Raw genomic sequence first — 22,083 nt, 5'->3', positions numbered from 1 at the left:
TAGCTATCAGCTATTCGCTGTTATGCTCGGGATGAGCGGACCTGAATCTTGTTATGTAAAAAGTAATCCCCCATGATTAGAAAGATGAGCAGGAGACCGTTGACAATTTCAACTGTGGCCGCAGGCAGTCCCAAGGAGATCTGGATAGCGTCTCCGCCCACGATAATGCCGGCAAAAAACAGACCCGACACAATGGCAAACAAGGGGTTCAGCTTGGCCAGCCATGCCACAATGATGGCGGTGAATCCATATCCCGATGATACCGAGGCCGGATACCCTAAGTAATGGTGGATGCCTGCCACCTCACCCACACCGGCAAAACCGGCAAGTCCCCCTGAAATGGCCATGAGAATGAGACTTGTTCTAAGAAAATCAATACCCGCATATTTACCGGCATCCGGGTTTTCTCCCACCACCCGGGCTTCATATCCGAATCGGGTTTTATAAATTAAAATACACAGCCCCACCGAACAGACAATGGCCAGGATCAGGGTGGCATAATGAATACGCGATCCCGGCAGTACACCTAAAATGGCAGCATCGGGCAGGGCATCCGTGCCCGGAAATCCGAACCGGGTTTTTCCCTTCCATGGTCCCACAATGAGCATAGTCAAAAATTCTGCGCAGATATAGTTGAGCATCAGCGTAGTGATGACTTCGTTGATGGCATATTTAATTTTTAGTATGGCCGGGATTATACCCCATAATGCGCCGCCGATGAAACCGGCTGTAAATATTAAAGGAACAATAACTGCAGAGGGCAGGGCACTGCCCAGATGCTGGGCCGTCCATGTGGCAAAAATAGCGCCCATGAGCAGCTGCCCCTCGGCTCCGATATTCCAAAATTTGGCCCTGAACGCAAGGGTAAGGCCTGCGCCGATGAGGATCAAGGGAATGGCCTTGGTAATGGTTTCCTTGATGCCGTAAACAGACCCAAAGGATTCAATAAAAATTTGGGAGACCGCATACAACGGGTTAACGCCTGAGGCGAGGAAAATAAAGCTGATGGCCACAATCCCTGCCCCAAGGGCGACGACATTGGTCATAAAGGACCTCAAAGGGGTGATATTGTAGCGGTCGCTTGTGGTAATCCGTATCATAGAAAATAGCTGCCGTTTTAGTTAATTTGCACGATCTGCTTTAACCGGCTTTGTGTCAATGCGTTTTGAGCCGGCCATCATCAGTCCGATATCATTGACGCGCTCATCGTCCGTCTCCAGAATGCCCATGAACTCACCTGCAAAAATCACGGCCACACGGTCGCACAGCTCAAAAATTTCATCCAGGTCCTCTGAAAACAGCAGCACACAGCTGCCCTGGCGACACAGTTTCAGCAAGTGCTCACGCAGGAAGTGGGTGGCGCCCACATCAAGCCCGTAGGTGGGGTGAGAGGCCACCAGTAACTGGGGTTGCTCACTGATTTCCCGGCCCAGGATCAGTTTCTGGATGTTGCCGCCGGAAAGATTTCTGATCTGGTTGTTAATGGAGTGTGTGGCCACCCGGAATTCGGTTATGATGGATTTTGCGTGCAACTTGACGCTTTCATAATTAAGAAAATACCGCTTGGAAAATTTTTTGAGATGATGCTGTTTTAAAATGGCATTGTCATACAGGAAAAGGCCCGGTGCAATGCCGAAACGGATGCGTTCCTCGGGGACGTGGGATACCCCGTTGTCATATATTTTTCGGGGTGACAGGTTGGTAATGTCCCGGTCGTTAATCAGCACTTTTCCAGAGTCAATGGCCCGGATGCCGGTGATGGCCTCGGCCAGCTCCCGTTGTCCGTTTCCGGCCACACCAGCCACACCGAAGATTTGATTTTTGTATAGCTCAAAGGATACGTTTTTAACTGCGGCAAGTCCTTTGTCCCCGGTGACATGGATATTCTGTACACTGAGAACCCGGTCTCCCCTGGGTAGTTTTTCCCTGAACGTGGTAAGGGTGACATCCTTGCCCACCATCATCCGGGCGAGCCCCATTTTGTCCGTATCTTTGGTCCGGGCGCCACCCACAATCCGTCCCTTGCGCAGTACGCTAACCCGGTCACAGATATCCATGATTTCATCGAGTTTGTGGGAGATAAAAATAACACTGTGACCGTCGGCCTTCATCCTGCGAAGAATTTCAATGAGCTCTTTGATCTCTTGTGGAGTCAGAACGGATGTGGGTTCGTCCAGGATGAGCAGGTCTGCCCCGTTTAAAAGGGTTTTTATTATTTCAACCCGCTGCTGCTCTCCGGCGGAAAGCTGCCATACCTTTTGATCAAGATCAATCTGGAAGTCAAACTGGCTTGAAAATGCTTTTATTTTTTTACGCAACACTTTCTGGGGAAATAGAAACGGGGTGGCCTTATACCCTAAGGCAATGTTTTCAATTACGGAATGATTCTGGATTAGCATGAAGTGCTGGTGAACCATCCCAATGCCAAGATTGATGGATTCCAGCGGATTTGATATCCGAACAGGCTTGTCGTTGATCAGGATGCTGCCCGAATCCGGCTGGTAAATGCCATAAAGAATATTCATCAGTGTCGTCTTACCGGCCCCGTTCTCCCCGAGCAATCCCAGGATTTCCCCGGAATTGACTTCAAGGTTGATATCCTTGTTGGCATGGACACCCTGGAACGACTTGCAAATATCCTTCATTTCAAGGCGTTGTATTTTAATCATCAGACATTAATTACTGTTGGGGATTTCACCTTCTACATTGTCCACATAATACATCATGGAAAGCAGGTCTTGCTTAGAGGCACGTTCCCCGGCCTTGATTTTGATCTCACCCTTATTGTCTGAAATAGGACCCATGAACGGATCAAATACGTCAACGCCCTGTTTCATCTGCTCATAACGTTTCATGACCAGGTCATAGGCGCTGATTTCACCATATTGTTCAGTCTTAATCATGGCCTGCTGTAAGGGTTCAATAAACTCAGGGTTGATGGCGTCATCAGGGCTGCCGCCCAGAATGGCAGCCTTTTCCTTGGCCAGCCACCAGATGTCCCGGCTTGGATCCCAGTTGCCTTCATAAATATCTTTCAGGATTCTGGCATACATTCCGCCCCAGTCCATGCGCTGTCCGGAAACCACGGAATCTTTGCCATAGGCCTGCATGGGGGAATAATGGGAAAATGTGTAAATTTGTTTGCCTTTTTCACAATGGGACTGACCCACTTCAATGACCGACGGGGTATCCTCGGTGAACGCCAGTGCGTCACAGCCTTCAGCAATAAGTGCTTCGGCCGCCTCCTTGGCTTTATCCGGACCATACCAGGCATAAATCCATTTTACGTTTACGGTGGCATCGGGGTTGACGGCCTTGGCGCCGAGGGCATAGGCGTCAATGTGACGGATCAGTTCCGGAATGGGGAAGGCCGCAACATAACCAAGTTTATTGGACTTGGTCAACGCCCCTGCCATCATACCGTTGAGGTAGTACATCTGATACAGATCGCCAAAATAAGTACCCAGGTTGGCACTTTGCTTGAACCCGGAGCAGTGCATGAATTTTGTATCGGGATATTTTTCTGCGGCTTTAACAGTGTCATCCATGTAACCGAAACTGGTAGTGAATATCACATCGCATTTTTGCTGTTGGACAAGACGATCCATAATTCGCAAGGAATCGGATTCGGCAACGGATTCCACAATAACAGTTTCTAACCAGGGGTACAGGGATTCAACATGCCTTTTACCTAAGTCATGGGCATGGGACCACCCGTAATCACCCACAGGTCCCACATAGAGAAAACCGGCTTTCAGCTTTTTTCCTGCAGTCGGTGCTTCCTGCTGCTTCGCTGCTTTTTCAGGGACTTTATAGGCTTGTTTCGGTTTGTCCTGCTCTCCACACCCGGCAAGAATCATTGCGAAAAGAAAAACAAAACCGGCAATCATCACACTCATTTTGATTTTCATCGTTATCTCCAATATTTATAATATGGGTATCAAGAAATTTTCAGAATCATACGATAGCTACAGGTTTGCCGTCAACTATTTAAATACAAGATACGAACACCAAAAAATAAGCCCCCTGCAGATAGGGGGCTTAACTGTCGTGAAAAAAAGCAAGTCTCTTTTGCAGCGGTTAGGGGCTGGCCAATCGTTCCATTGGGCCTGATTTTTAGCAATTTCTTTTTTTGCCCGGTTCGTGGGTATGGACCCACCCGTAATCACCCCGAAGCGTCATAGATAGAATCGGCTTTCAGTTTTTTTCTGCAGCCGAGGCTTCTTTTGCCTCCGCAGCCTTTTCAGCTGCTTGGGTTTTAACTTCGTCAACGACTTGGTTTCCAAGCTCAGCTGCTTGAGTCTCCACTTCCTCAGCTGCTTGGGTTTCAGCTTCAGGTGCTTGAGTTTCAACTTCCTCAACTGCTTGGGTTTCAGCTTCAGGTGCTTGGGTTTCGATTTCCTCAACCGCTTGAGTTTCAGCTTCAGGTGCTTGTTTCGGCTTGTCCTGGTTTCCGCAGCCGGCAAAGATCATTGCGAAAAGAAAAACAACACTGACAATCAGTACACTCATCTTGATTTTCATCGTTCTCTCCTTTATTTGTAGTTGGGGGTTAATGAATATTTTAGGAGCATACGACTATTACAGGTCTTCCGTCAACTATTTAAACATAGGATACGAACACCAAAAAATAAGCCCCCCCCCCCCTGCAGTGGAGTATCCCTGCAGGGGGGGGCTTATCTGTCGAAAAAAAACGGTCTATTTTGCAGCGTCCCGGGCCTGGGCAAGCCAGTCGTTCCATTGGGCCTGATTTTTAGCAATCCACTCAGTGACATGCTTTTGGATATCTTTGGCGGATTTTTCACCCGCATTCATGCGGGTGTTCTGCTCATTGATATCTGCAAGGGGAAGGGTGAATAGTTCAAGAAATTTTTTGGCAGCAGGGTTGTCCGCCAAAAATTTGTTGTTGGCCACAATACGGATATCTGAAACAACAAATCCCAGTTTCACAGGATCCGTCACTGCGCCCTCAACACCGGACTGAGTCATTCTGTCCACGGCCACGGCCTGGGCTTCGGTGGGCAGGATTTTTGGTACGTTGACCCACATCACGTCTTTCCCCGGTTTGAGTTTATATACGGTCCAGTTCGGGGTCCAGGTATAAAAGAAAATGGGTTCACCGGCTTTGTATGCGCCGATGGCAGATGCCATGCCTGCTTCATAAGAGGCTTTTACCGGATTGATGTCATCTTCCAGATCATAAACCTTTAAGTGATGGGCAATTACTTTTTCACACCCCCAGCCCGGAGGGCAGGCGGTTAAATCGGCTTTGCCGTCATGGTTTTTATCAAAGGCCTTTTTAACCTCTTCGCGTTTAAAGTCGTCCAATGACTTGATGTTGTATTTTTCAACCGCATCTTTAGATACCAGATATCCCTGAAGTCCACCTGACTTAGCCACATATCCGATTTTTTGGGCTTGGTCGTTAAAGTTTTTGGGCAGCTGGCTGTTATGCATGGGAAACCAGCCATTGCACCAATAGTCTAAATCACCAAAGGTCAATGCTTTGTAAAAAATCGGGTTTTTCAGGTCTTTGGCTTTGTTTACTTTATAACCCAACTCGGTCAAGGCCCGGCTGACAATCGCTTCCTGGAAATAGCCTGTGTTCCAGGTGGCACGTGCCGGTTTAAGGGTGATGCCTTCTCCGGGTTTGTCTGAAGATGCCCAGCCTGGGGTGGCTGTGATCATGAAAACTGCGAATAGAAAAAAGCAAATGTTTTTTGCGACGCTCATAATTTTTCCTTTATTTTTGTTAAATCTATCGTTTGGGATGACCAGCCCGAACAGCTCCGCCCATTCCTTTCTTTAATTCTTACCTGAACAAAAGACCGTGTTTGGACAACTCGATAGAGGAGCATATGCTCACAAAGTTGCCCAGGTGCAACGCCGCAGATGGGTGACTTTCTGTCCAAACACTAATTTTTACCGGCCATGGACTGGGTAATTCTATCCAGCACCACTGCCACCAGAACAATGCTTAAACCCGCCATCACAGCAAGGCCTATATCCAGTGTATTCAGTCCTTGAATTACAGGAGACCCCAAACCGCCGGCCCCGATCAAGGCGGCAATCACCACCATGGCAAGGGCCATCATAATGGTCTGGTTCAGCCCTGCCAGTATGGTGGGCATGGCCAGAGGAATCTGAACCTTGAACAGTACCTGGCTACGGGTGGCACCAAAGGCGGTGGCCGCTTCCACCAGTTCCGGATGTACCCCTCGGATACCAAGACTTGTTAAGCGGACTATGGGGGGCATGGCAAAAATAATGGTGGCAAGAACCCCGGCCACATTACCCACGGAAAAAAGCATGACAATGGGAACCAGGTATACAAAGGACGGGGTGGTTTGCATGGCATCTAAAAAAGGTCTGGCAATGGTTTCCACCCGGTCACTGCGCCCGGCGGCAATACCGACGGGAACCCCGACAATGGTGGAAAACAAAACCGAGGCTAAAACCATGGCGAGGGTGGTCATGGTGTCTGCCCAGAACCCGATCAGTCCGATAAAGACCATTGCCACAATGCTGAAAACAGCTAAACCCCATCCTGAAAAGCGCCATGCACAGAAAGCCAGAAGACCTATTATAATGATGGGGGGGACGGCGTTAAGGCCAATGTCCAATCCGGTTAAAATTTGTTCAACTGGCCATTTTATCATCTGAAATATATCACGGTAATTATTGACCAGCCAGTCAACAAACGCGGTGATCCATATATCTATGGGGAGTACTTTTTCGTCAAACATAATTGATTTTCCTGCTAAAGAGCGATTTGAAGGGGTTGGGCCGGTTCGTCATATTCGTTTTCGGATCCATTATGGCCGTTAACTTCTGATTTATGAAGGGTTTTCAAGAACCTGTTTTTTGATACCACACCTTTAAATACATTGTTGTCATCAAGTACCGGGATGGGAAAACCCTTGGAAGCCACTTCAGGAAGAATATCCTGCATGTTGTCATTGATATTGGCCGGGTTGACTTCCGGCAGATAACAGGTCTCAAGTGGTTCTCCGGACCGGCCTTTTTCAACGGCCTCCTGAAGGGAGTCTATGGATATAATCCCTAAAAATTGGCGTTTGGCATTAAGTACATATCCATGGTTGAAATCCCTGGCATTTAACAGCTCTAAGGAGGTGCGGATGTCGCCTTTTTTGGTCTTAATAATTGTGGGGTAATTGGTGTTGACAATTTCTCCGGCTGAAATAACATTTGTGGGATCCACACCTCTGAAAAAGGCCCGGACATAATCGTCGGCCGGGTTCTGGAGAATTTCTTCGGGCGTGCCCACCTGGACAACACGTCCCCCTTCCATGATGGCGATGCGGTCGCCAATACGAAGGGCCTCATCCAGGTCATGGGAAATAAAAACAATGGTCCTGTCACTGTCTTCCTGGAGTTTGAGCAGTTCATCCTGCATCTCCGTGCGGATCAATGGGTCCAGGGCGGAAAACGCTTCGTCCATAAGCATGATATCCGGGTCTGCGGCCAACGCCCTGGCCAGGCCGACGCGCTGCTGCATGCCCCCGGAAAGTTGTTTGGGATACTGGTCTTCCCAGCCTTCCAGGCCTACCTGGCTTAAGGCTTCTGCAGCCCGTTCTCTCCGAATGGCTTTGGACTCCCCGGCCAATTCAAGACCGAATGCGGCATTTTCGAGGACTGTGAGATGGGGCATCAGGGCAAAGGATTGAAACACCATGCTCATATGTTTAAGTCTAAATTTTACAAGGTCCTTATTTTCCATGGCCGTAATGTTCCGGCCGTTAATATGAATTTCTCCTGCCGATGGTTCAATCAGCCGGTTGAACATCCTGACCAGCGTGGATTTACCTGATCCGGACAGGCCCATGACCACAAAAATTTCTCCGCGTTTAATAGAAAAATCCGCATTGTTTACGCCAACGGTCATGCCGGTTTTTTCAAGGACTTCTTCTTTTGTCAAACCCTGATCAATAAGGGATAGTGCTTTTTTGGGATCCGGGCCGAATATTTTAAATATATTCTTAATAATGATTTGATCCATAGATAGTTCTTCTTTCTGAGCTAAAGAGCTCGCGCTATATTTAAGTGTCTCTTTTATTTATTATATATATAGTATTCGATGTGTTTTGTCAAATATTAGAATGTGCTTGAACTTGTAACTAATTTAAATTAAACGAAGATTTTCAGAAAAGAAAAAAAATAACAATAATTTAATATTGAGAATACTTTGTATTATTTTTGAATGTCTTCTCTTGTTTGAATATTTTCCGGATCTAAATAAATTAGGGGTCCGTATTTGTGCGATATGAATATTAAGTCTCCGACAATACTTTTACATATGATTGTCTTGAATCAGATTTTTTGCGCTCGACAGAATTTATAAAATATGTTTGAATATTTATTTTCAAAAGTGGCTTGCTTCAAACTCCAATGATAATTTAAGGAGGCGTATGGACAGTTCTGCAGCATGCTTATCAGAATCTATTATTTTTAAAGGCCTTGATACCCAGGAGATTGAAAGTCTTGTACCGTTTTTTTCAAGGAGGTCTGTTCTGCCTGGTGAACTTTTGGCCTGCGCTGGTCATTATGCTCAGTTTTTTTTTCTTTTGGAAGAAGGGGCACTGCTTGTGAGTATGGACGAAGGCCGGGCTGTGGTGCTTAACAGCCGAGGGGATTTTGCAGGATTTTCAATGGTGAGCCTGTCCGGCACAAATACGGCCACAATTACGGTGCTGGAAAAAGGAGCGGTTTGGGTTGTGCCCTGCCGAAATATCCTTGATTTGACCGATCCTGACACCCACGTGGCGGCCACAATTATGGATGGATGGCAACAGTTCTGTAGGGAAAAAGCCCCCTTTTGTTCAAATCTTGCCGAAACAGGCGTTATCTAAGACTTAATAACTGCTATGGGCTGACCTGGCCTATCAACATCCAGGGCCAACCCACAAGAAAATGAAAAAGTAATTCAACAGGTTATTTCATATTAAAAATTAATAAAAAAGAGGTGTATCTTGAATGGAGTTGACGCTGTTGGCGTTCTTTATGGACTTGAGGCCATAAACGCCCACAACGGGTGGGCAATTTCTATTGTGGGTGTCACTATTGTGTTCACAGGGCTTGTTGCCCTGTCCGCCCTGATTTCCCAGCTTCATAAGCTGGTGGCCTTGTATGATAACCCCGGAAGAATAAAAAAATTGTTTGCTTCAAAGTCTGGATCTGCTGCCAAGGCGGGTACTCCTAAAAAGTACATGGTTCTCACCGAGGCTCAAAAACAGATATGCCGGCAATATAACCTTTTGGCTCAGACCATGGATGATGCGATTTCTTTGCCAAAGTTTTTGCGTATGGCCGAACTTTCCGGTCTTAATGACCCCCATGCCAATATAAACCTCCTGATTAAATCCGGCATTCTGTGTGCCGATAAACAGGGGTATTTTACATGGGATGAGGATATATTCATCCGTACCACTTCTTAAGTTTAATTAAGACTGGCCGTTAATTTTTTGATGACCATGGGAAATTGAAAGAAACCGAAATCAATGGATACTTTATTTTTAGAATTTTTTCAGAACACCGGGTTTTATCTGTGCGACTACCGAAACATTATCATGATCATCGTTGGTATGATTTTTATATACCTGGGCATTGCAAAGGATTATGAGCCTTTGTTGCTGGTTCCCATCGGATTTGGCATGCTCGTGGGGAATATTCCTATTTTCAAGGGGTTGGGCCTTGGCATTTATGAAAGTAATTCTGTTTTGCACTACCTGTATTTTGGGGTAACCCAGGGCATTTACCCGCCTTTGATATTTCTTGGCATCGGTGCCATGACGGATTTTTCAACACTTCTGGCACGACCGGTCCTCATGCTTTTGGGTGCTGCGGCCCAGGCCGGTATCTTTATTACTTTTCTGGGAGCCCTGGCTTTAGGTTTTCTGCCTAAGGAGGCAGCAGCCATCGGTATCATCGGCGGGGCCGACGGACCCACGGCCATTTTTCTGACAGCCAAACTGGCCCCACATCTTATCGGGCCCATTGCCGTTGCGGCTTACAGTTACATGGCCCTTGTGCCGGTAATCCAGCCGCCCATCATGAGACTATTAACCACGCGTCAGGAACGACTTATCCGCATGGAAGATCCGCGCCACGTCACCAAGCGTGAAAAAATAATATTCCCCGTCATCGCCTTTTTGCTTTGCTGTTTTCTGGCACCTGCAGCCCTGCCACTTTTGGGCCTGCTGTGTTTTGGCAATCTTCTTAAAGAGGCTGTGGTTACGGAACGTCTGGCTGTTACAGCACGAACGGCATTGATTGATATTGCCACCATTCTTTTGGGCCTTACCGTGGGGGCATCCACACAAGGGGATGTATTTTTGACACAGAATTCCGTGAAAATTTTTGTCTTAGGTGCGCTCTCCTTTGGCATTGCAACTGCCTGCGGACTGTTATTTGCCAAGTTCATGAATTTGTTTTTGAAAAAAAAGATCAATCCACTACTCGGTGCTGCAGGTGTTTCGGCTGTGCCGGATTCCGCCCGGGTAGTACATGTTGTGGGGCAGCGGGAAGATCCTTCAAATTTTTTGCTCATGCATGCCATGGCTCCTAATGTTTCGGGCGTTATTGGCTCGGCCATTGCCGCAGGCGTGCTTTGGAGCCTGATGATTTAACCCGGATATTTTATAAAAGCCAAGGGCTGGCCTGGTGTATCTACACCCATATTCAACCCACAACTGTAGTGTCCCAGGGGAAACATGGGTATGGAACATTTAAGCTTGATGCAGTTATGGCAAATACCCCTTCTTTTTGTGGTGGGCATTGTGGCAGGAATACTCAATGTCCTGGCAGGCGGCGGATCTTTGTTGACCCTGCCCTTGCTTATTTTTATGGGGCTTCCCAGTGCCATGGCCAACGGCACCAATCGGATCGCAATTTTCTGCCAGAATCTTTTTGCCATACGGGGATTTAAGAAGCGCGGTTATTTCCCGGTTGACCTGGTATTGCTGTGCACCCCGCCAGCGCTCATCGGTAGCTGGTTTGGGGCAAGTCTTGCCATCAGCATGGACGATGCCTTGTTTAATCGGGTCCTGGCCGGTATCATGCTCTGCGTTTTGATCTTTACGGTTGTGGATCCCATGAAACGGCTACGCCGACAGGATATCCAATTCAGCACATTGCGCAAAATTGTGCTGGCGTTTTCTTTTTTCTTTGTGGGTGTATACGGAGGATTTGTCCAGGCCGGCGTGGGGTTTATCATCATTGCCGTATTGCTTGCCCATGGCATGGATCTGGTGCGCATTAACGCGGTTAAAGTCTTTGTGATTTTTGTGTATACGGCCGTTGCCTTAGGGGTTTTTATCTATCACGGCGAAGTGAACTATTTTATAGGTCTAAGCCTTGCTGCGGGCAACTCCATTGGCGGGGCACTGGGGCCAAAACTTGCCATTACCAAAGGCCATGACTGGATTAAGAAGGTAGTCAATCTCACGGTGCTGGTCTTTGCGCTTAAGCTGCTGTTTTTTACCTGATCCGCACAATAACAGATATAGTGGTAGGCAAACGGAGAAAGGAAAGGTCAGGTCTCTGTGACCCCCAGCCAGCGATTTGAATTAATTGGCAGCAAGTGGTGCTTTGCTGCCAATTACGTTTGTTCGTCTGTTATCAGGCTTATTCCCGCTGCACCATCGTCAAATTCAAACCACTTCCTATCTTTATCCAACGATGGACGCGGTCTTAAATCACGCGACCAATTGACATCAAGATAGACCAATGCAAAAGTGTTGTTGATCAGGGCCATGGCATCACCATAGTATAATGCCGACTCGATTTCTTTTGATAAAAAGGATTCCTGTGCTTCATAGTCCCAAAGCGCTATATAACCGTATTCAACCTGTAGTGCTCGACAAACTTCAAACCATATTTTACGGAAATCAGCCCAGCCTGCCTGTTTTGTTAGACGCATAAATTCATCCCGCCAGAACCGGAACGTTATAGCCCTATGCGGGGCTTTGAAGTCAGATTGTCGGGTCATGACAAATAAATTCAATCCCGAATAAAGATATAGGGTCCAGGCAGATGTCGCAGTTTGATCAATTTTTGCACATTGCGGCCGGAAGATTTCGATCAATCTGTTCATTATCAGTTCGGAACTTTCTGTTCTCGTGCGTGGAATTAAGACCCAGCCGCCGATGTTCTCTTGACTCATTCCATTTGTCCCTCCGTCTCTTCTAACGTTTCATCCGGAATCGGCCCCTGGGGAATCAGTTCGCCACTTGGCAAATCTCCAATGTCGACCACCCGCGCAGCTTCAACCTCGACCCCCATTATTCTTAACATTGTTCGGACACCAAAGGAGACCCCTTTTGGGAAACGGACGCGGATTCTCGGCGGTTGGCCGTCCACCTGATTTTGCCGGGCCGCTCGTTGCAGACGGCGTACCTGATTAGCCAGGTCTATCCAACCCCTATGCAGGGCACCTCTATGCCGGGGCGCTGTTTCCGGGTGACGCAAACCAAATGGCGCTTTGTTTTTTACTTCAATCCAGGTGCGACCGTTTTCAGCGACCACATCGACATCCACATGCGTCTGGGTGCCAGCTTCGTTTGTATAGGGTACATCACGGGATACGGCTTCAACACCGGTCGCTTCTTGCGCTGCACGCCACTCTGCACGTATGGACTCAATATTGTTGCGTGCACCTTGAACGCGTTCCGGCGTCGCAACATCTGGCGCATGCCCGCGTTCATCACCGGTCATGCGTCGTAGAGGGCCGTCTATCATCTGATTCAATCGGTCGATAAGCCGATCAGTCCCTTCGATTTCAGTGTTCTGCTGCAACTGTTCGCGCAAACCCTCGGCATCATGCTTTACTTCCCGGGCGGCCTCTACTTCCCCGCGAGGCGTTTCTACTGGGGGCTCTGCCGTTGCACGGCGCGCAGCGGTTTCCAGACGCCCTTGTAAATCGCCGCCATTTCGGCGCATACCCTTAACTGCCCTACGCAAGCGTTCGTAAGGCACTTGGTCATTGGCAAATCGTTGAGCCAGTCGCTCGAATTCGGCGCGAGCCAAATCACTATTCAGGCCATCGTAAGCCTGCTGCATGTCTTCGGGTAGAGCGTTTCTATCAAACAAAGAGCGTTCGGGTGGTCGGGCTTGGGTTTCGCGGGCTTCGGTGGATGTATCTCGGATTTGCTCGGCTGTACGCTGTGCTTCAGCTTGGCCGTCACGCACCTGCTCTGCCGCTTCATTCAAACGCCCCGGCTCCGCCGCTTCAGGCTCCACAGCCGGTCCGCGTACAGATCGAATTATAGCTTTGAGCCCTCGTACCAAACCGGCAAACATCGCTACAACTGCCAACAAAGTGACATCTTCTGCGATATGCTCTTCTTCACGTTCCAGCCCGCGTGCGGTTGTCGCCGAACCGGCTTGAATTAAATCCCAGACGGTCTTGATAATCGCAAAAGCAATAAAACAAATACCTACCGTGGCGGCCCAGGCCGTTAAACCGGTCGCGATTGCCGCAATCGGCACAGAAGCGGGCAGAGTAATGACACCAGCCGCCGCCAAACCGGCAACACCCCATGCAATGCCTGTCGCCACAAGTAGCCACATGCCGACAAACCCGCAAATATCCCGACAAAAAGTAAGGAGCCTGTCGATACTGAAATCCTGAAATATGCCGAGGAATTGATCGAGGATATTACCGATGCTGTCAATCGGATGAATGATTGGGTGCAGCATTCCCATGATTATGGCGCCCAATGAAAATTGACTCAAGGCAAGCGAGAGGCCTCCGAGGATGCCTTCTCCCAAATTTTCCCAAAAACTTTGGTTAAATACGCGCAAATCCTCGTTTATGGTTGGATCGTCTAAGCGGGCCAGTAACGTTGTTAGGCGGTTTTTATTAACCTGTGAATCGATATGGTTAAAAAGTGACTGTTTTAAACCAACCGAGGACAGATCATGCATCACACTACCCAAGCCCTGCGACGTCCCGAGAATATCTATTATGCGGCCTTCCTCCGCGGCATTGGACCATGACATGCCCAACAGGATTCTCAGCATCCCAAGCCGTTGTGAATCGCCGGCATTGCGGATACTGGTCATTTCAAGTTGCATGATCTGTGAGGACTGGTCAGACTCAATGGCCGTTGCAACCGATTCATCACCGCGCGGAGCTGTCGGTGTGCCGGCATCCATTCCGTAAACACGCAATGTCATGCTCAATTCGTCATCATCCACGGCATCAACTACACGCCGGCAATAACCAATCATATTTAGCACCTCAATGACTTGGCGATGCTGGCGGTTATGGCCAATCAATCGAACAATTGTGGCCTCGCTGCCGCTTCCGACCCACAACTGATTCGTCAGTATTCTTACCATTCCCGCGCGTTGCCCCGGTGATGTGGCATTAAGTAATTCTGCTGAAATCGAATTAATCGCTGCCGTATCCTCATCTGCAATAATTCTTCGGATTTGCTGCTGCAGTTCACCTGGCATGCGCTGTATTTGCCCGGCTGGTTTTCGATGGCGCTGCTGAACGACATGGGTTAATTCATGTGCCAACAGAACCTTGCCCGAGTTTGTCCTCGGTGCATATTCCCCCGCCCCGAAGACTATATTGTTTCCGTGGGTGAAGGCACGTGCATGAATTGCCTGTGTGACATTCTCCGCCTGCAAGCCTGTATGCACTCGTACCTGGCTGAAATCAGCAGCAAAACGGGTTTCAAAAAATTCTTGAGTGTCCGGTGACAGAGATTGACCTCGGCCCCATAAGCTTTGGATATCCGACTCAACTGCAGTGTGATATTTCGGGTTTGCCTCGTCGGCTTTACGCCGGATAAGGGGCGAGAGTTTTGGATTAACGGCATGGGCTTGAAGGCCGGGATTTGGTGTTTGCGATGGATGAATGCCATTCATATCCGACATCCGCATCACCGTGTCCGCCACCCGGTCCGCTTCCCGTTCATACTCGTCATCGGAAGTACCTACTGTCAGTTTTGGCAGAACTTCCGGCGTTTCCTTTTCTCGCTTTTTTTTTTCCACTACATCCCTCTGAAACTGCGGAAGAGATGATGAAGCGGCAAAACGTTGAAGGAACAACGGCACTCCGGCCTGATAGGTCCGTTCGGCATGGGTATCCTTGCTGTTTTCCCTGGGAGCTGGAACAGCCGTATCGGTTTTTTGCTCATTGTTCGTATTTTGAAGTGTTTTCTGCATATTTTTTTTCCGTCAACGGGCCATTGGGCTATTGTTTGAATTATTCCGCATCGATTTCAACATTTCGCCATTGAGGGCCGGTGCCAGCCCCGTCAACACTATGAACATGCAGGGAGGAGGAAAAGAAACCGAATTGATATAATGTCAGACACCGCATCCGCCTGTCTGTCGGAAAGCCTCGAAAGCCTTTGAGCATTTTCTTTCTCATTGCTGAAACCGACCACCTCAATAGGGAAAGGGCAGTGCGTTCATGCTTAAAAAATCTGAAAATGCCTCCAACGATTCCCGGCTTTTCGAAATCATGGCGTCGCTTTCATCCATGAAATATACATGCTTCGGATTTTTGTCCAAGATATCTTCGAACCCAGGCAACGACGGATCGTAGTCATGGGTCATCTCATCGGGATGCTCTACCCCTCCCACCGAGGATTCTTTCATATTTAGGATAGGAACTTCCTTTTTGTCAAGAAAAGTATGAAGGATGACAATATAATCCCATGAAAAATTATTAAACATTTAAGTACAAAAGGTTATATATACAATATTCCTGGGGCCTGTACCAGATACACGGCAATGTCTGGGAGTGGTGCCAAAACTGTTGGCATGATAGTTATAATGGCGCCTCGGATGACGGGAGTGCCTGGCCCATCTTTTCGAAAAAAAGGCTTTAAAGCAACTATTCGGTCCATATTTTATGGCCCTACGAAAAATTTATTACCATAAATTCAGTGAGTTCGAACGCTCTGATTGTCCTCTGGTAATCTTGGCCCTGGTGCTTGACAGTAGCGGTTTTCCAAGATGTAGCAAAGTCTTTGAGGGCAATGTTAGTGAGGCTGGCACCCTATCTAAAATAATTAGCACCATGGACGCCGGACGGATATCATCGAATATGTTTGTTACCCCAAAAACCACAATTGTTATGGATGCAGCGATTGCGTCTGAAGATAATATCAAGTGGATTAAAGAAAAGCTGATTATAACGGATTTGGGGGACTGAGTCGGGGAGCGATGAAATAGGCTGAAAAAATTCATTTCCTGAGTTATGGTTGAAGTGCGAACAGCAACTATAACAACTAAGGAAAATTATGACTCCTGCCTCTAACATCGCTCCCCGACTGAATCGAACTATTTGTATGCACGTTTGTCAAGCACAATATTACAGCATCATTAAACATGCCATCCAATTTCGGATAATATTAGACATGGTAATCAAGGAGCATCCTAATATTTTTCCGCCTGAAATCGCCTGCGGATACACAATGAAGGAGATCAGAGTCTCAAAAAAACTGAAATTAAAAATCAGAAGGATAGTCATAGCTGGTGTCAGTTACACAATAAGGCCGTCTTTTGCCATGCCGTATATGACTGGATTTGTGAAAGATGTTGAAAAACCGTTATTTTTGCGTAAGTTTGCTGTTCCATTTTGGGCTCTGAGCCACTGTTTCGGGAAAAATCCCATGTATTGGTATCGTCTTGAAGCAACTATTGGCCGGTACAGCCTCGTAGGAACCACTATCAAGTCCCCAGAGAAATTACCCCAGCACCTTTCTGCTGATGAAAAACATACCCGCCTTTTGGGAGAAAAGACCTATATTGCCACGACGGTCGGAAATAACTGTATTTTAGGAGCCAGTGTTTCGGAAACAGCATCCGGTAAAGATCTTCAAAAAGCATACGGTGTTTTTAAAGAGGAGGCTGAATGCATTAATCCGGAATATCAGCCGGATACTGTCAATACCGACGGATGGCGGTCAACGCAGAAGGCCTGGAAAAAGCTGTTTCCCAAGATAGCCGTGCTATCCTGCTTTTTGCACATTTTTATTGGCATACGTGATCGCTCACGCAAAAAATACAAGGAGCATTTCCTGGATGCGGCTACCAGATTATGGGATTGCTTCAGGGCAGAGTCCAAAAGATCATTCTCACAAAGAGTTCGGAGGCTTTCCGAATGGTGTCGAAATACGGAGAATGAAGTTCCAGACGTCATTTCAGTTAAAATCAAGAAGCTTAGGGATAATCTTCCACAGTTTTCCCAAGCCTATGATTTTCCTGGCGCACATAGAACGAGCAACATGGTTGACCGGCTGATGCAACGGATGGATCGTCATTTATTCAGTACCAAATATTTTCACGGCACTATGAAATCTGCCAATCTCAGCATACGTGCCTGGGCGCTTATCCAAAATTTTGCCCCGCTCAATCCATGGACGGTAAAGCACAAAGGCCATGTGAGTTCTTTTGAAAGAATTAACGGATTTCAGTACCACGAAAACTGGCTTCAGAACCTTTTGATTTCGGGTTCATTGGGAGGCTTACGGACGGGTCCCCCAAATCCGTTATAATCAGAAGAAAAGAGATATCAATATATCGTTGTCAGCCGCAAGCGCCACAGGGACTTTTTCGAGGAAGAGTCCGTGGTCGTCAAACAGGATAAAAACGGTAGTGTCAAGGTACAAAAGGTGATTGACCCTGAAAGCAATGAGGTGCTGTTGTACTGTCACTCTGCAAAGCGCGAAGAAAAAAAGCGGTCAATCCATGAACGTTTTATCTCAGACTTTGAGGAGGCTCTCACGTATCTGGCATCAGGTCTTCATATCAAACGGCGCATGAAAAAATACGATAAAATTCTGGAAAAAATCGACCGCCTTAAGCAAAGGTATTCACGGGTCTCAGGTCAATACCAGATTGATGTCGTCAAAGATGAACAGACCGGCAACGTCGTCCAACTGAACTGGCAACGCCGAACTGACCAGGGCACTCGGAAGGACCTGCCGGGTGTATATTGCCTGAGAACGTCCCATAAAGATCTGGACGAGAAAACGCTGTGGCATACCTATACAATGTTGACCGACCTGGAAGCCGTATTTCGTTCATTGAAATCGGAATTGGGCATTCGGCCGGTATTCCATCAGGTGACTGAACGTGTCACCGGGCATCTTTTTATAAGTGTTCTGGCCTATCATCTGGTTCACAGCGTTCGATATCGGCTTAAAAAATCACAGATTACCAGTAGCTGGGCTCAATTAAGAAATCAGCTCGAAGGCCAAAATCGGGTGACTGTTTCAATGCAATGCAAGGATGGCCAAACCCTCCATATCAGAAAAAGTACACGCCCAGAACCCAGACAACAAAAAATTTATAAAGCTTTGGAGATAAGTTTACATCCAGGCGAGGTGATTAAAACAATTTTAAACAAAAGTAGTGTCATAACAAGAGATGCGTGAGTGATAATCCTTGTGATTACAACATTCTACAATCTATAGTCGAAAAGTTGGGCTGGGAGGATGGTAATAGTGCCTATCGCGTCTTCCGCCGCTACTGGCACCATGACGTGCGCTTCAACTACTTCGGCCTGCGTTTTGCCCGAGGGCCTCAAGACTGGTCAGGCTGAGGCATCGGCCGGATGCCGGGCAAGGGACCGAGGGACGAGCAAAAGAAAGGATTCTGTCTTAAACTATAAGATTTTTTGAGTAAAGAATCCTGGCCCAGAGGGCCAGGCTTTCGGTTGCCCCTAAAAGGGGTATAGTTGGTACCCAAACAATGTGATATTGGCAATGCCATATCGTTTGTGATAGTTTTCGAAATCGACTCATTTGTTATTCCTTGATCTTCGTTGTGAGGACAACTTGATCATTGAGTAACATTGAGTCGTACAGATGGCAAAGCCACTGCACTCTGACCTGGCCCATAGGGCCAGGATTTTTACGCCAGATTAAAAAATAATAATTCAAGACCTGCGTATTAACGGTCCATGTTATAGTTTCAGTAAGGATTTATAGACCTTCTGAATCTTTTTGTATAACGGCCATGGCCGACCTGGTTTTTCACCGAGGTTAGGCCACAACAAATCATGAAAGAAACTAAACGGTTAGTTCAGTTCTTTCATATAAACCGAATCTACTGGTAGGTAACCGAAGGCAGCCACAGGATGATTTCAGGCCAGATCACAATGACGGCAAGACCGATGAGCTGGAGAATGATAAAAGGAATAACGCCTTTGTATAGATGCTTGAGTTTCACTTCGGGCGGACATACCCCCCTTAGATAAAAGATGGCAAATCCCACGGGCGGCGTGAGAAACGAGGTCTGGAGCACCACGGCCACCAGAATGGCAAACCAGATCAGGGCGGGATTGTCTATGTTGGGCCAGACGCCAAGATCTATGCCCAGTGACGGGATTACCGGTGCCAGCAGGGGCAGGATAATCAAGGTGATTTCAATCCAGTCCAGAAAAAATCCCAGAAAAAATACAATACCAAGAATAAAGGCCACTATGCCGTAGGGGCCGAACGGCAGGCTTGTCAGCGTTTCCTCCACCAGGGCGTCGCCGCCCAGTTCCCGCAATACCAGGGCAAAACAGGTGGCCCCGATTACGATGGCGAAAATATAGGCCGTGATACTGAAAGTCTGGTGGACCACTTCCTTTAGAACTTTGAAAGTGAATCGGCCGTTGACAATGGTGAGAATTAGGCCGCCCAGGGCCCCGATACCGCTGGCTTCGGTTGGCGTTGCCATACCAAATGAGATGGTACCTAAAACGGCGAATACCAGGATCACCGGCGGAATACAGGTTTTCAAAGCTGATCCCACCAGGTTCCAGGTCAAGTCCGGCTGGTTCGGGATCAGTGGCGCTTTTCGGGGTGAAAGCCAGGCCAGAACAAGGATATAGACCATGTAAAGGTTTGCCAGTAAAAGGCCGGGGAACAGCGCGCCCATGAACAGATCCCCCACGGGCACTCCCAGTCTGTCCGCCATCATGACCAGCATAATGGAGGGCGGGATGAGAATGCCTAACGTCCCTGCACCGCAGATGGTGCCGCAGGCCAAAGATTTGGAATATCCCTGGTTGAGCATTACAGGCATGGATAAAAGCCCTAGAAGGACCACCGAGGCCCCGATGATTCCGGTGCTGGCAGCCAGGATAATGCCGATAAATGTTACTGTGATGGCAAGCCCGCCTCGGACCCTGCCGAAAAGGACCTGGATGTTTTGCATCATATTTTCGGCAATGCCGGATCGGTCCAGCATCAGACCCATGAAGATAAACATGGGCAGGGCCACCATAATCCAGTTGTTCATGATGGCGAATATCCGGTTCACCTCCATGCCGATGGACATGAAGTCCAGTCCGGTCATGGTGTCAAAGTACAGGTCCGAAACGTAGCCGATACCGGCAAACAGAATGGAGACCCCGCCAAGAATCAGTGCAATTGGAAAACCGGTGAACAGCAGCCCGATAAAGGAGACCATCATGGCAATGACTAGGATATCTTCATGCGTCATGGGGCACCTTTTTTCCGGCTATCACCAGAATTTGTTTTAAAATGCGGGCCAGGGCAGCCAGGGTCAGCAAGCCAAAACTTACGGGGATCACAGACTTTATAATATAATAACAACTAAGCCCTGTGGGAGACGCAGATGCTTCCTTAACCCGCCATGAAGCTGCCACAAAATCAAGGCCGTGCAGGATGATCACATAACACCAGGGCAGCACCAGTACGGTCAGGCCGATGATATCGATCCATGCCCGGGTTTTCTTTCGCAATCGACCATGGAGTAGATCCAGGCGCACATGGATATTTTCGGTCAGGGCATAGGAGAGACCGACCATGATACCCACGGCATACAGATGCCACTGCAGTTCCTCCAAAGCCACCGAGCTGAAGGAGAACAGATAGCGCATGACCACCTGGACCAGAATAACCAGGATCAGCAGGACATTGAGCCATGATACGGCTTTGCCTATGTGGATAATGGTTTTTTCAATTATATTAACAAATATATTCACAATAAATTACCGGGGCAAAAATCCCACATCCGCCCATTTTTTATATTCGGCTCTGAACTGTTCCAGGTCTTCCCAGGTTTTTTTGAACATGGGATCTTTGGCGATTTCTTCTTGAACAACCTCTTTCCAGGCTGCTTCAAAGGCAGCCAGCATCTCGTCGGACCAGTACAGGTTTTTAACACCGTGTTTTTCCGTATTTTCTTTGATAATTTTGCCCTGCATACCGTTGCTTAGTGCCAATGATTTCAGGGTGGCTGCCATGCAGGCGGTCTCAATCAGGGTCTGCTGGGATTCATCCAGGGCATTCCAAGTCTCCTTGTTGATCAATAGTTCCTGGACTGTGGAAGGCTGGTGCCAGCCCGGGTAATAGTTGTATTTGGCTACTTTATAAAAGCCTAAAGGCGCATCGCATACGGGCATGGAAAATTCCGTGGCATCAATCAGCCCTTTTTCCAGGGCCTGGAAGATTTCACCTACGGGAAGCATGGTGACCGATACGCCCAGCTTGGTTAACACCTTGCCGCCAAGGCCGGAAATACGCATTTTAATGCCCTTCAGGTCTTCAACCTTTTCAATGGGCTTGGTGAACCAGCCCGAGGTCTCGGCGCTGATGATACCTGCCGGGATTACCTTAACGTTATATCCGTAATGGTCATACATCTCCTGGTAAAGCTTTAAGCCGTTGCCATAGTAATACCAGGCAATATATTCTTCAGGATCCGGTCCAAAGGGGAAAGAACTGAAAAGCACACTGGCCGGGTTCTTGCCTGCATAGTAGAACGCTGCCGTATACCCGGCATTGGTTTTTCCTGAGCTGACCGCATCAAGCACTTCCAGAGACGGTACCAGTTTTCCTGGCGCATAGAGTTTGACTTTTAATGTGCCGTTTGATGATTTGTTAATGGTGTCGGCAATGGTGCCCACAATATCATGTCCTAAAATGGGTACACTGAACGGCACCGAGCAGGGCACTTTAAGTAAAACGTTTTTGGCATAAACCTGGGTGGTTAATCCTAACGCCAGGCAACATGTCAATGATATAACCGCAAAAAAACGAATGGTTTTGTTCAAAGCTTTTTCCTCCCTTTTGCTTCTCT

The 22,083-nt window shown here is 47.8% G+C and carries 19 protein-coding genes and 1 pseudogene; 7 read left to right on the top strand and 13 right to left on the bottom strand.

The window, feature by feature from the left end:
- Positions 1 to 20: 20 nt before the first annotated feature.
- The 7 genes from EYB58_RS21585 to proV form a co-directional block, all read right to left on the bottom strand.
- Positions 21 to 1,100 carry an ABC transporter permease gene (locus EYB58_RS21585; RefSeq protein WP_111959247.1) on the bottom strand — a complete coding sequence of 360 codons (1,080 nt, stop codon included), beginning with the start codon at positions 1,098 to 1,100 and terminating at the stop codon, positions 21 to 23.
- A gap of 21 nt (positions 1,101 to 1,121) precedes the next feature.
- Positions 1,122 to 2,669, bottom strand: a complete 1,548-nt coding sequence (locus EYB58_RS21580) for an ABC transporter ATP-binding protein (protein ID WP_111959244.1) — start codon at positions 2,667 to 2,669, stop codon at positions 1,122 to 1,124.
- A gap of 6 nt (positions 2,670 to 2,675) precedes the next feature.
- Positions 2,676 to 3,911, bottom strand: a complete 1,236-nt coding sequence (locus EYB58_RS21575; protein WP_111959242.1) for a BMP family ABC transporter substrate-binding protein — start codon at positions 3,909 to 3,911, stop codon at positions 2,676 to 2,678.
- A gap of 286 nt (positions 3,912 to 4,197) precedes the next feature.
- Positions 4,198 to 4,524, bottom strand: coding sequence for a hypothetical protein (locus tag EYB58_RS21570; RefSeq protein ID WP_111959240.1), 327 nt, complete (start codon positions 4,522 to 4,524; stop codon positions 4,198 to 4,200).
- 174 nt (positions 4,525 to 4,698) lie between these two features.
- Positions 4,699 to 5,733 carry a glycine betaine/L-proline ABC transporter substrate-binding protein ProX gene (proX, locus tag EYB58_RS21565; RefSeq protein WP_111959238.1) on the bottom strand — a complete coding sequence of 345 codons (1,035 nt, stop codon included), beginning with the start codon at positions 5,731 to 5,733 and terminating at the stop codon, positions 4,699 to 4,701.
- 182 nt (positions 5,734 to 5,915) lie between these two features.
- Entirely contained in the window at positions 5,916 to 6,746 is an 831-nt protein-coding gene (locus EYB58_RS21560; RefSeq protein WP_111959236.1) for an ABC transporter permease, read from the bottom strand.
- A gap of 14 nt (positions 6,747 to 6,760) precedes the next feature.
- Positions 6,761 to 8,020, bottom strand: a complete 1,260-nt coding sequence (gene proV / locus EYB58_RS21555) for a glycine betaine/L-proline ABC transporter ATP-binding protein ProV (protein WP_111959234.1) — start codon at positions 8,018 to 8,020, stop codon at positions 6,761 to 6,763.
- Positions 8,021 to 8,429: 409 nt separating this feature from the next.
- Between proV and EYB58_RS21550 the strand changes: the two genes are divergently transcribed.
- From EYB58_RS21550 to EYB58_RS21535, 4 genes are all read left to right on the top strand, one after another.
- Positions 8,430 to 8,870, top strand: coding sequence for a Crp/Fnr family transcriptional regulator (locus EYB58_RS21550; protein WP_111960668.1), 441 nt, complete (start codon positions 8,430 to 8,432; stop codon positions 8,868 to 8,870).
- Between the two features lie 120 nt (positions 8,871 to 8,990).
- A complete protein-coding gene (locus EYB58_RS21545; RefSeq protein WP_111960670.1) occupies positions 8,991 to 9,455 on the top strand; it encodes an OadG family protein in 465 nt (154 codons plus the stop codon).
- 63 nt (positions 9,456 to 9,518) lie between these two features.
- The gene (locus tag EYB58_RS21540) at positions 9,519 to 10,646 is read left to right on the top strand and encodes a sodium ion-translocating decarboxylase subunit beta (RefSeq protein WP_111960672.1); all 1,128 of its coding nucleotides are present in this window, start codon (positions 9,519 to 9,521) and stop codon (positions 10,644 to 10,646) included.
- 90 nt (positions 10,647 to 10,736) lie between these two features.
- Positions 10,737 to 11,504, top strand: a complete 768-nt coding sequence (locus tag EYB58_RS21535; protein WP_207309103.1) for a sulfite exporter TauE/SafE family protein — start codon at positions 10,737 to 10,739, stop codon at positions 11,502 to 11,504.
- 113 nt (positions 11,505 to 11,617) lie between these two features.
- Here EYB58_RS21535 and EYB58_RS21530 read toward each other — a convergent pair whose 3' ends face one another.
- From EYB58_RS21530 to EYB58_RS21520, 3 genes are all read right to left on the bottom strand, one after another.
- Positions 11,618 to 12,181 (bottom strand): hypothetical protein, encoded by a 564-nt coding sequence (locus EYB58_RS21530; protein WP_111960674.1) that lies wholly within the window; start codon positions 12,179 to 12,181, stop codon positions 11,618 to 11,620.
- Positions 12,178 to 15,198 carry an eCIS core domain-containing protein gene (locus EYB58_RS21525; protein WP_111960676.1) on the bottom strand — a complete coding sequence of 1,007 codons (3,021 nt, stop codon included), beginning with the start codon at positions 15,196 to 15,198 and terminating at the stop codon, positions 12,178 to 12,180. Before EYB58_RS21525 ends, EYB58_RS21530 begins: the two co-directional genes overlap by 4 nt.
- A gap of 225 nt (positions 15,199 to 15,423) precedes the next feature.
- Positions 15,424 to 15,636, bottom strand: coding sequence for a hypothetical protein (locus EYB58_RS21520; RefSeq protein WP_131072133.1), 213 nt, complete (start codon positions 15,634 to 15,636; stop codon positions 15,424 to 15,426).
- A 98-nt stretch (positions 15,637 to 15,734) separates the two neighbouring features.
- Between EYB58_RS21520 and EYB58_RS24945 the strand changes: the two genes are divergently transcribed.
- The 3 genes and pseudogenes from EYB58_RS24945 to EYB58_RS21505 form a co-directional block, all read left to right on the top strand.
- On the top strand, positions 15,735 to 15,869 hold the full coding sequence (locus EYB58_RS24945) for an SUMF1/EgtB/PvdO family nonheme iron enzyme (RefSeq protein ID WP_111960683.1): 135 nt from the start codon (positions 15,735 to 15,737) through the stop codon (positions 15,867 to 15,869).
- Positions 15,870 to 16,400: 531 nt separating this feature from the next.
- Positions 16,401 to 17,540, top strand: coding sequence for a transposase (locus tag EYB58_RS24330; RefSeq protein WP_242637443.1), 1,140 nt, complete (start codon positions 16,401 to 16,403; stop codon positions 17,538 to 17,540).
- An 18-nt stretch (positions 17,541 to 17,558) separates the two neighbouring features.
- A pseudogene (locus tag EYB58_RS21505) lies at positions 17,559 to 18,422 on the top strand (IS1634 family transposase); the annotation flags it as partial.
- A gap of 673 nt (positions 18,423 to 19,095) precedes the next feature.
- Here the strand turns inward: EYB58_RS21505 and EYB58_RS21495 are convergent.
- From EYB58_RS21495 to EYB58_RS21485, 3 genes are read right to left on the bottom strand one after another with little or no spacing between them, the layout of a single operon-like run.
- Complete coding sequence (locus EYB58_RS21495; RefSeq protein WP_111960552.1) at positions 19,096 to 20,481, bottom strand: TRAP transporter large permease; 1,386 nt, start codon at positions 20,479 to 20,481, stop codon at positions 19,096 to 19,098.
- Positions 20,471 to 20,986 (bottom strand): TRAP transporter small permease subunit, encoded by a 516-nt coding sequence (locus tag EYB58_RS21490; RefSeq protein ID WP_207309102.1) that lies wholly within the window; start codon positions 20,984 to 20,986, stop codon positions 20,471 to 20,473. Before EYB58_RS21490 ends, EYB58_RS21495 begins: the two co-directional genes overlap by 11 nt.
- A 6-nt stretch (positions 20,987 to 20,992) precedes the next feature.
- Entirely contained in the window at positions 20,993 to 22,057 is a 1,065-nt protein-coding gene (locus EYB58_RS21485) for a TRAP transporter substrate-binding protein (RefSeq protein WP_207309101.1), read from the bottom strand.
- Positions 22,058 to 22,083: the final 26 nt, after the last annotated feature.

The sequence above is a fragment of the Desulfobacter hydrogenophilus genome (assembly GCF_004319545.1).
Taxonomy (GTDB): domain Bacteria; phylum Desulfobacterota; class Desulfobacteria; order Desulfobacterales; family Desulfobacteraceae; genus Desulfobacter; species Desulfobacter hydrogenophilus.
Note: the sequence above shows the minus strand (reverse complement) of the source record. Positions and strands in the feature narration are given on the sequence as shown.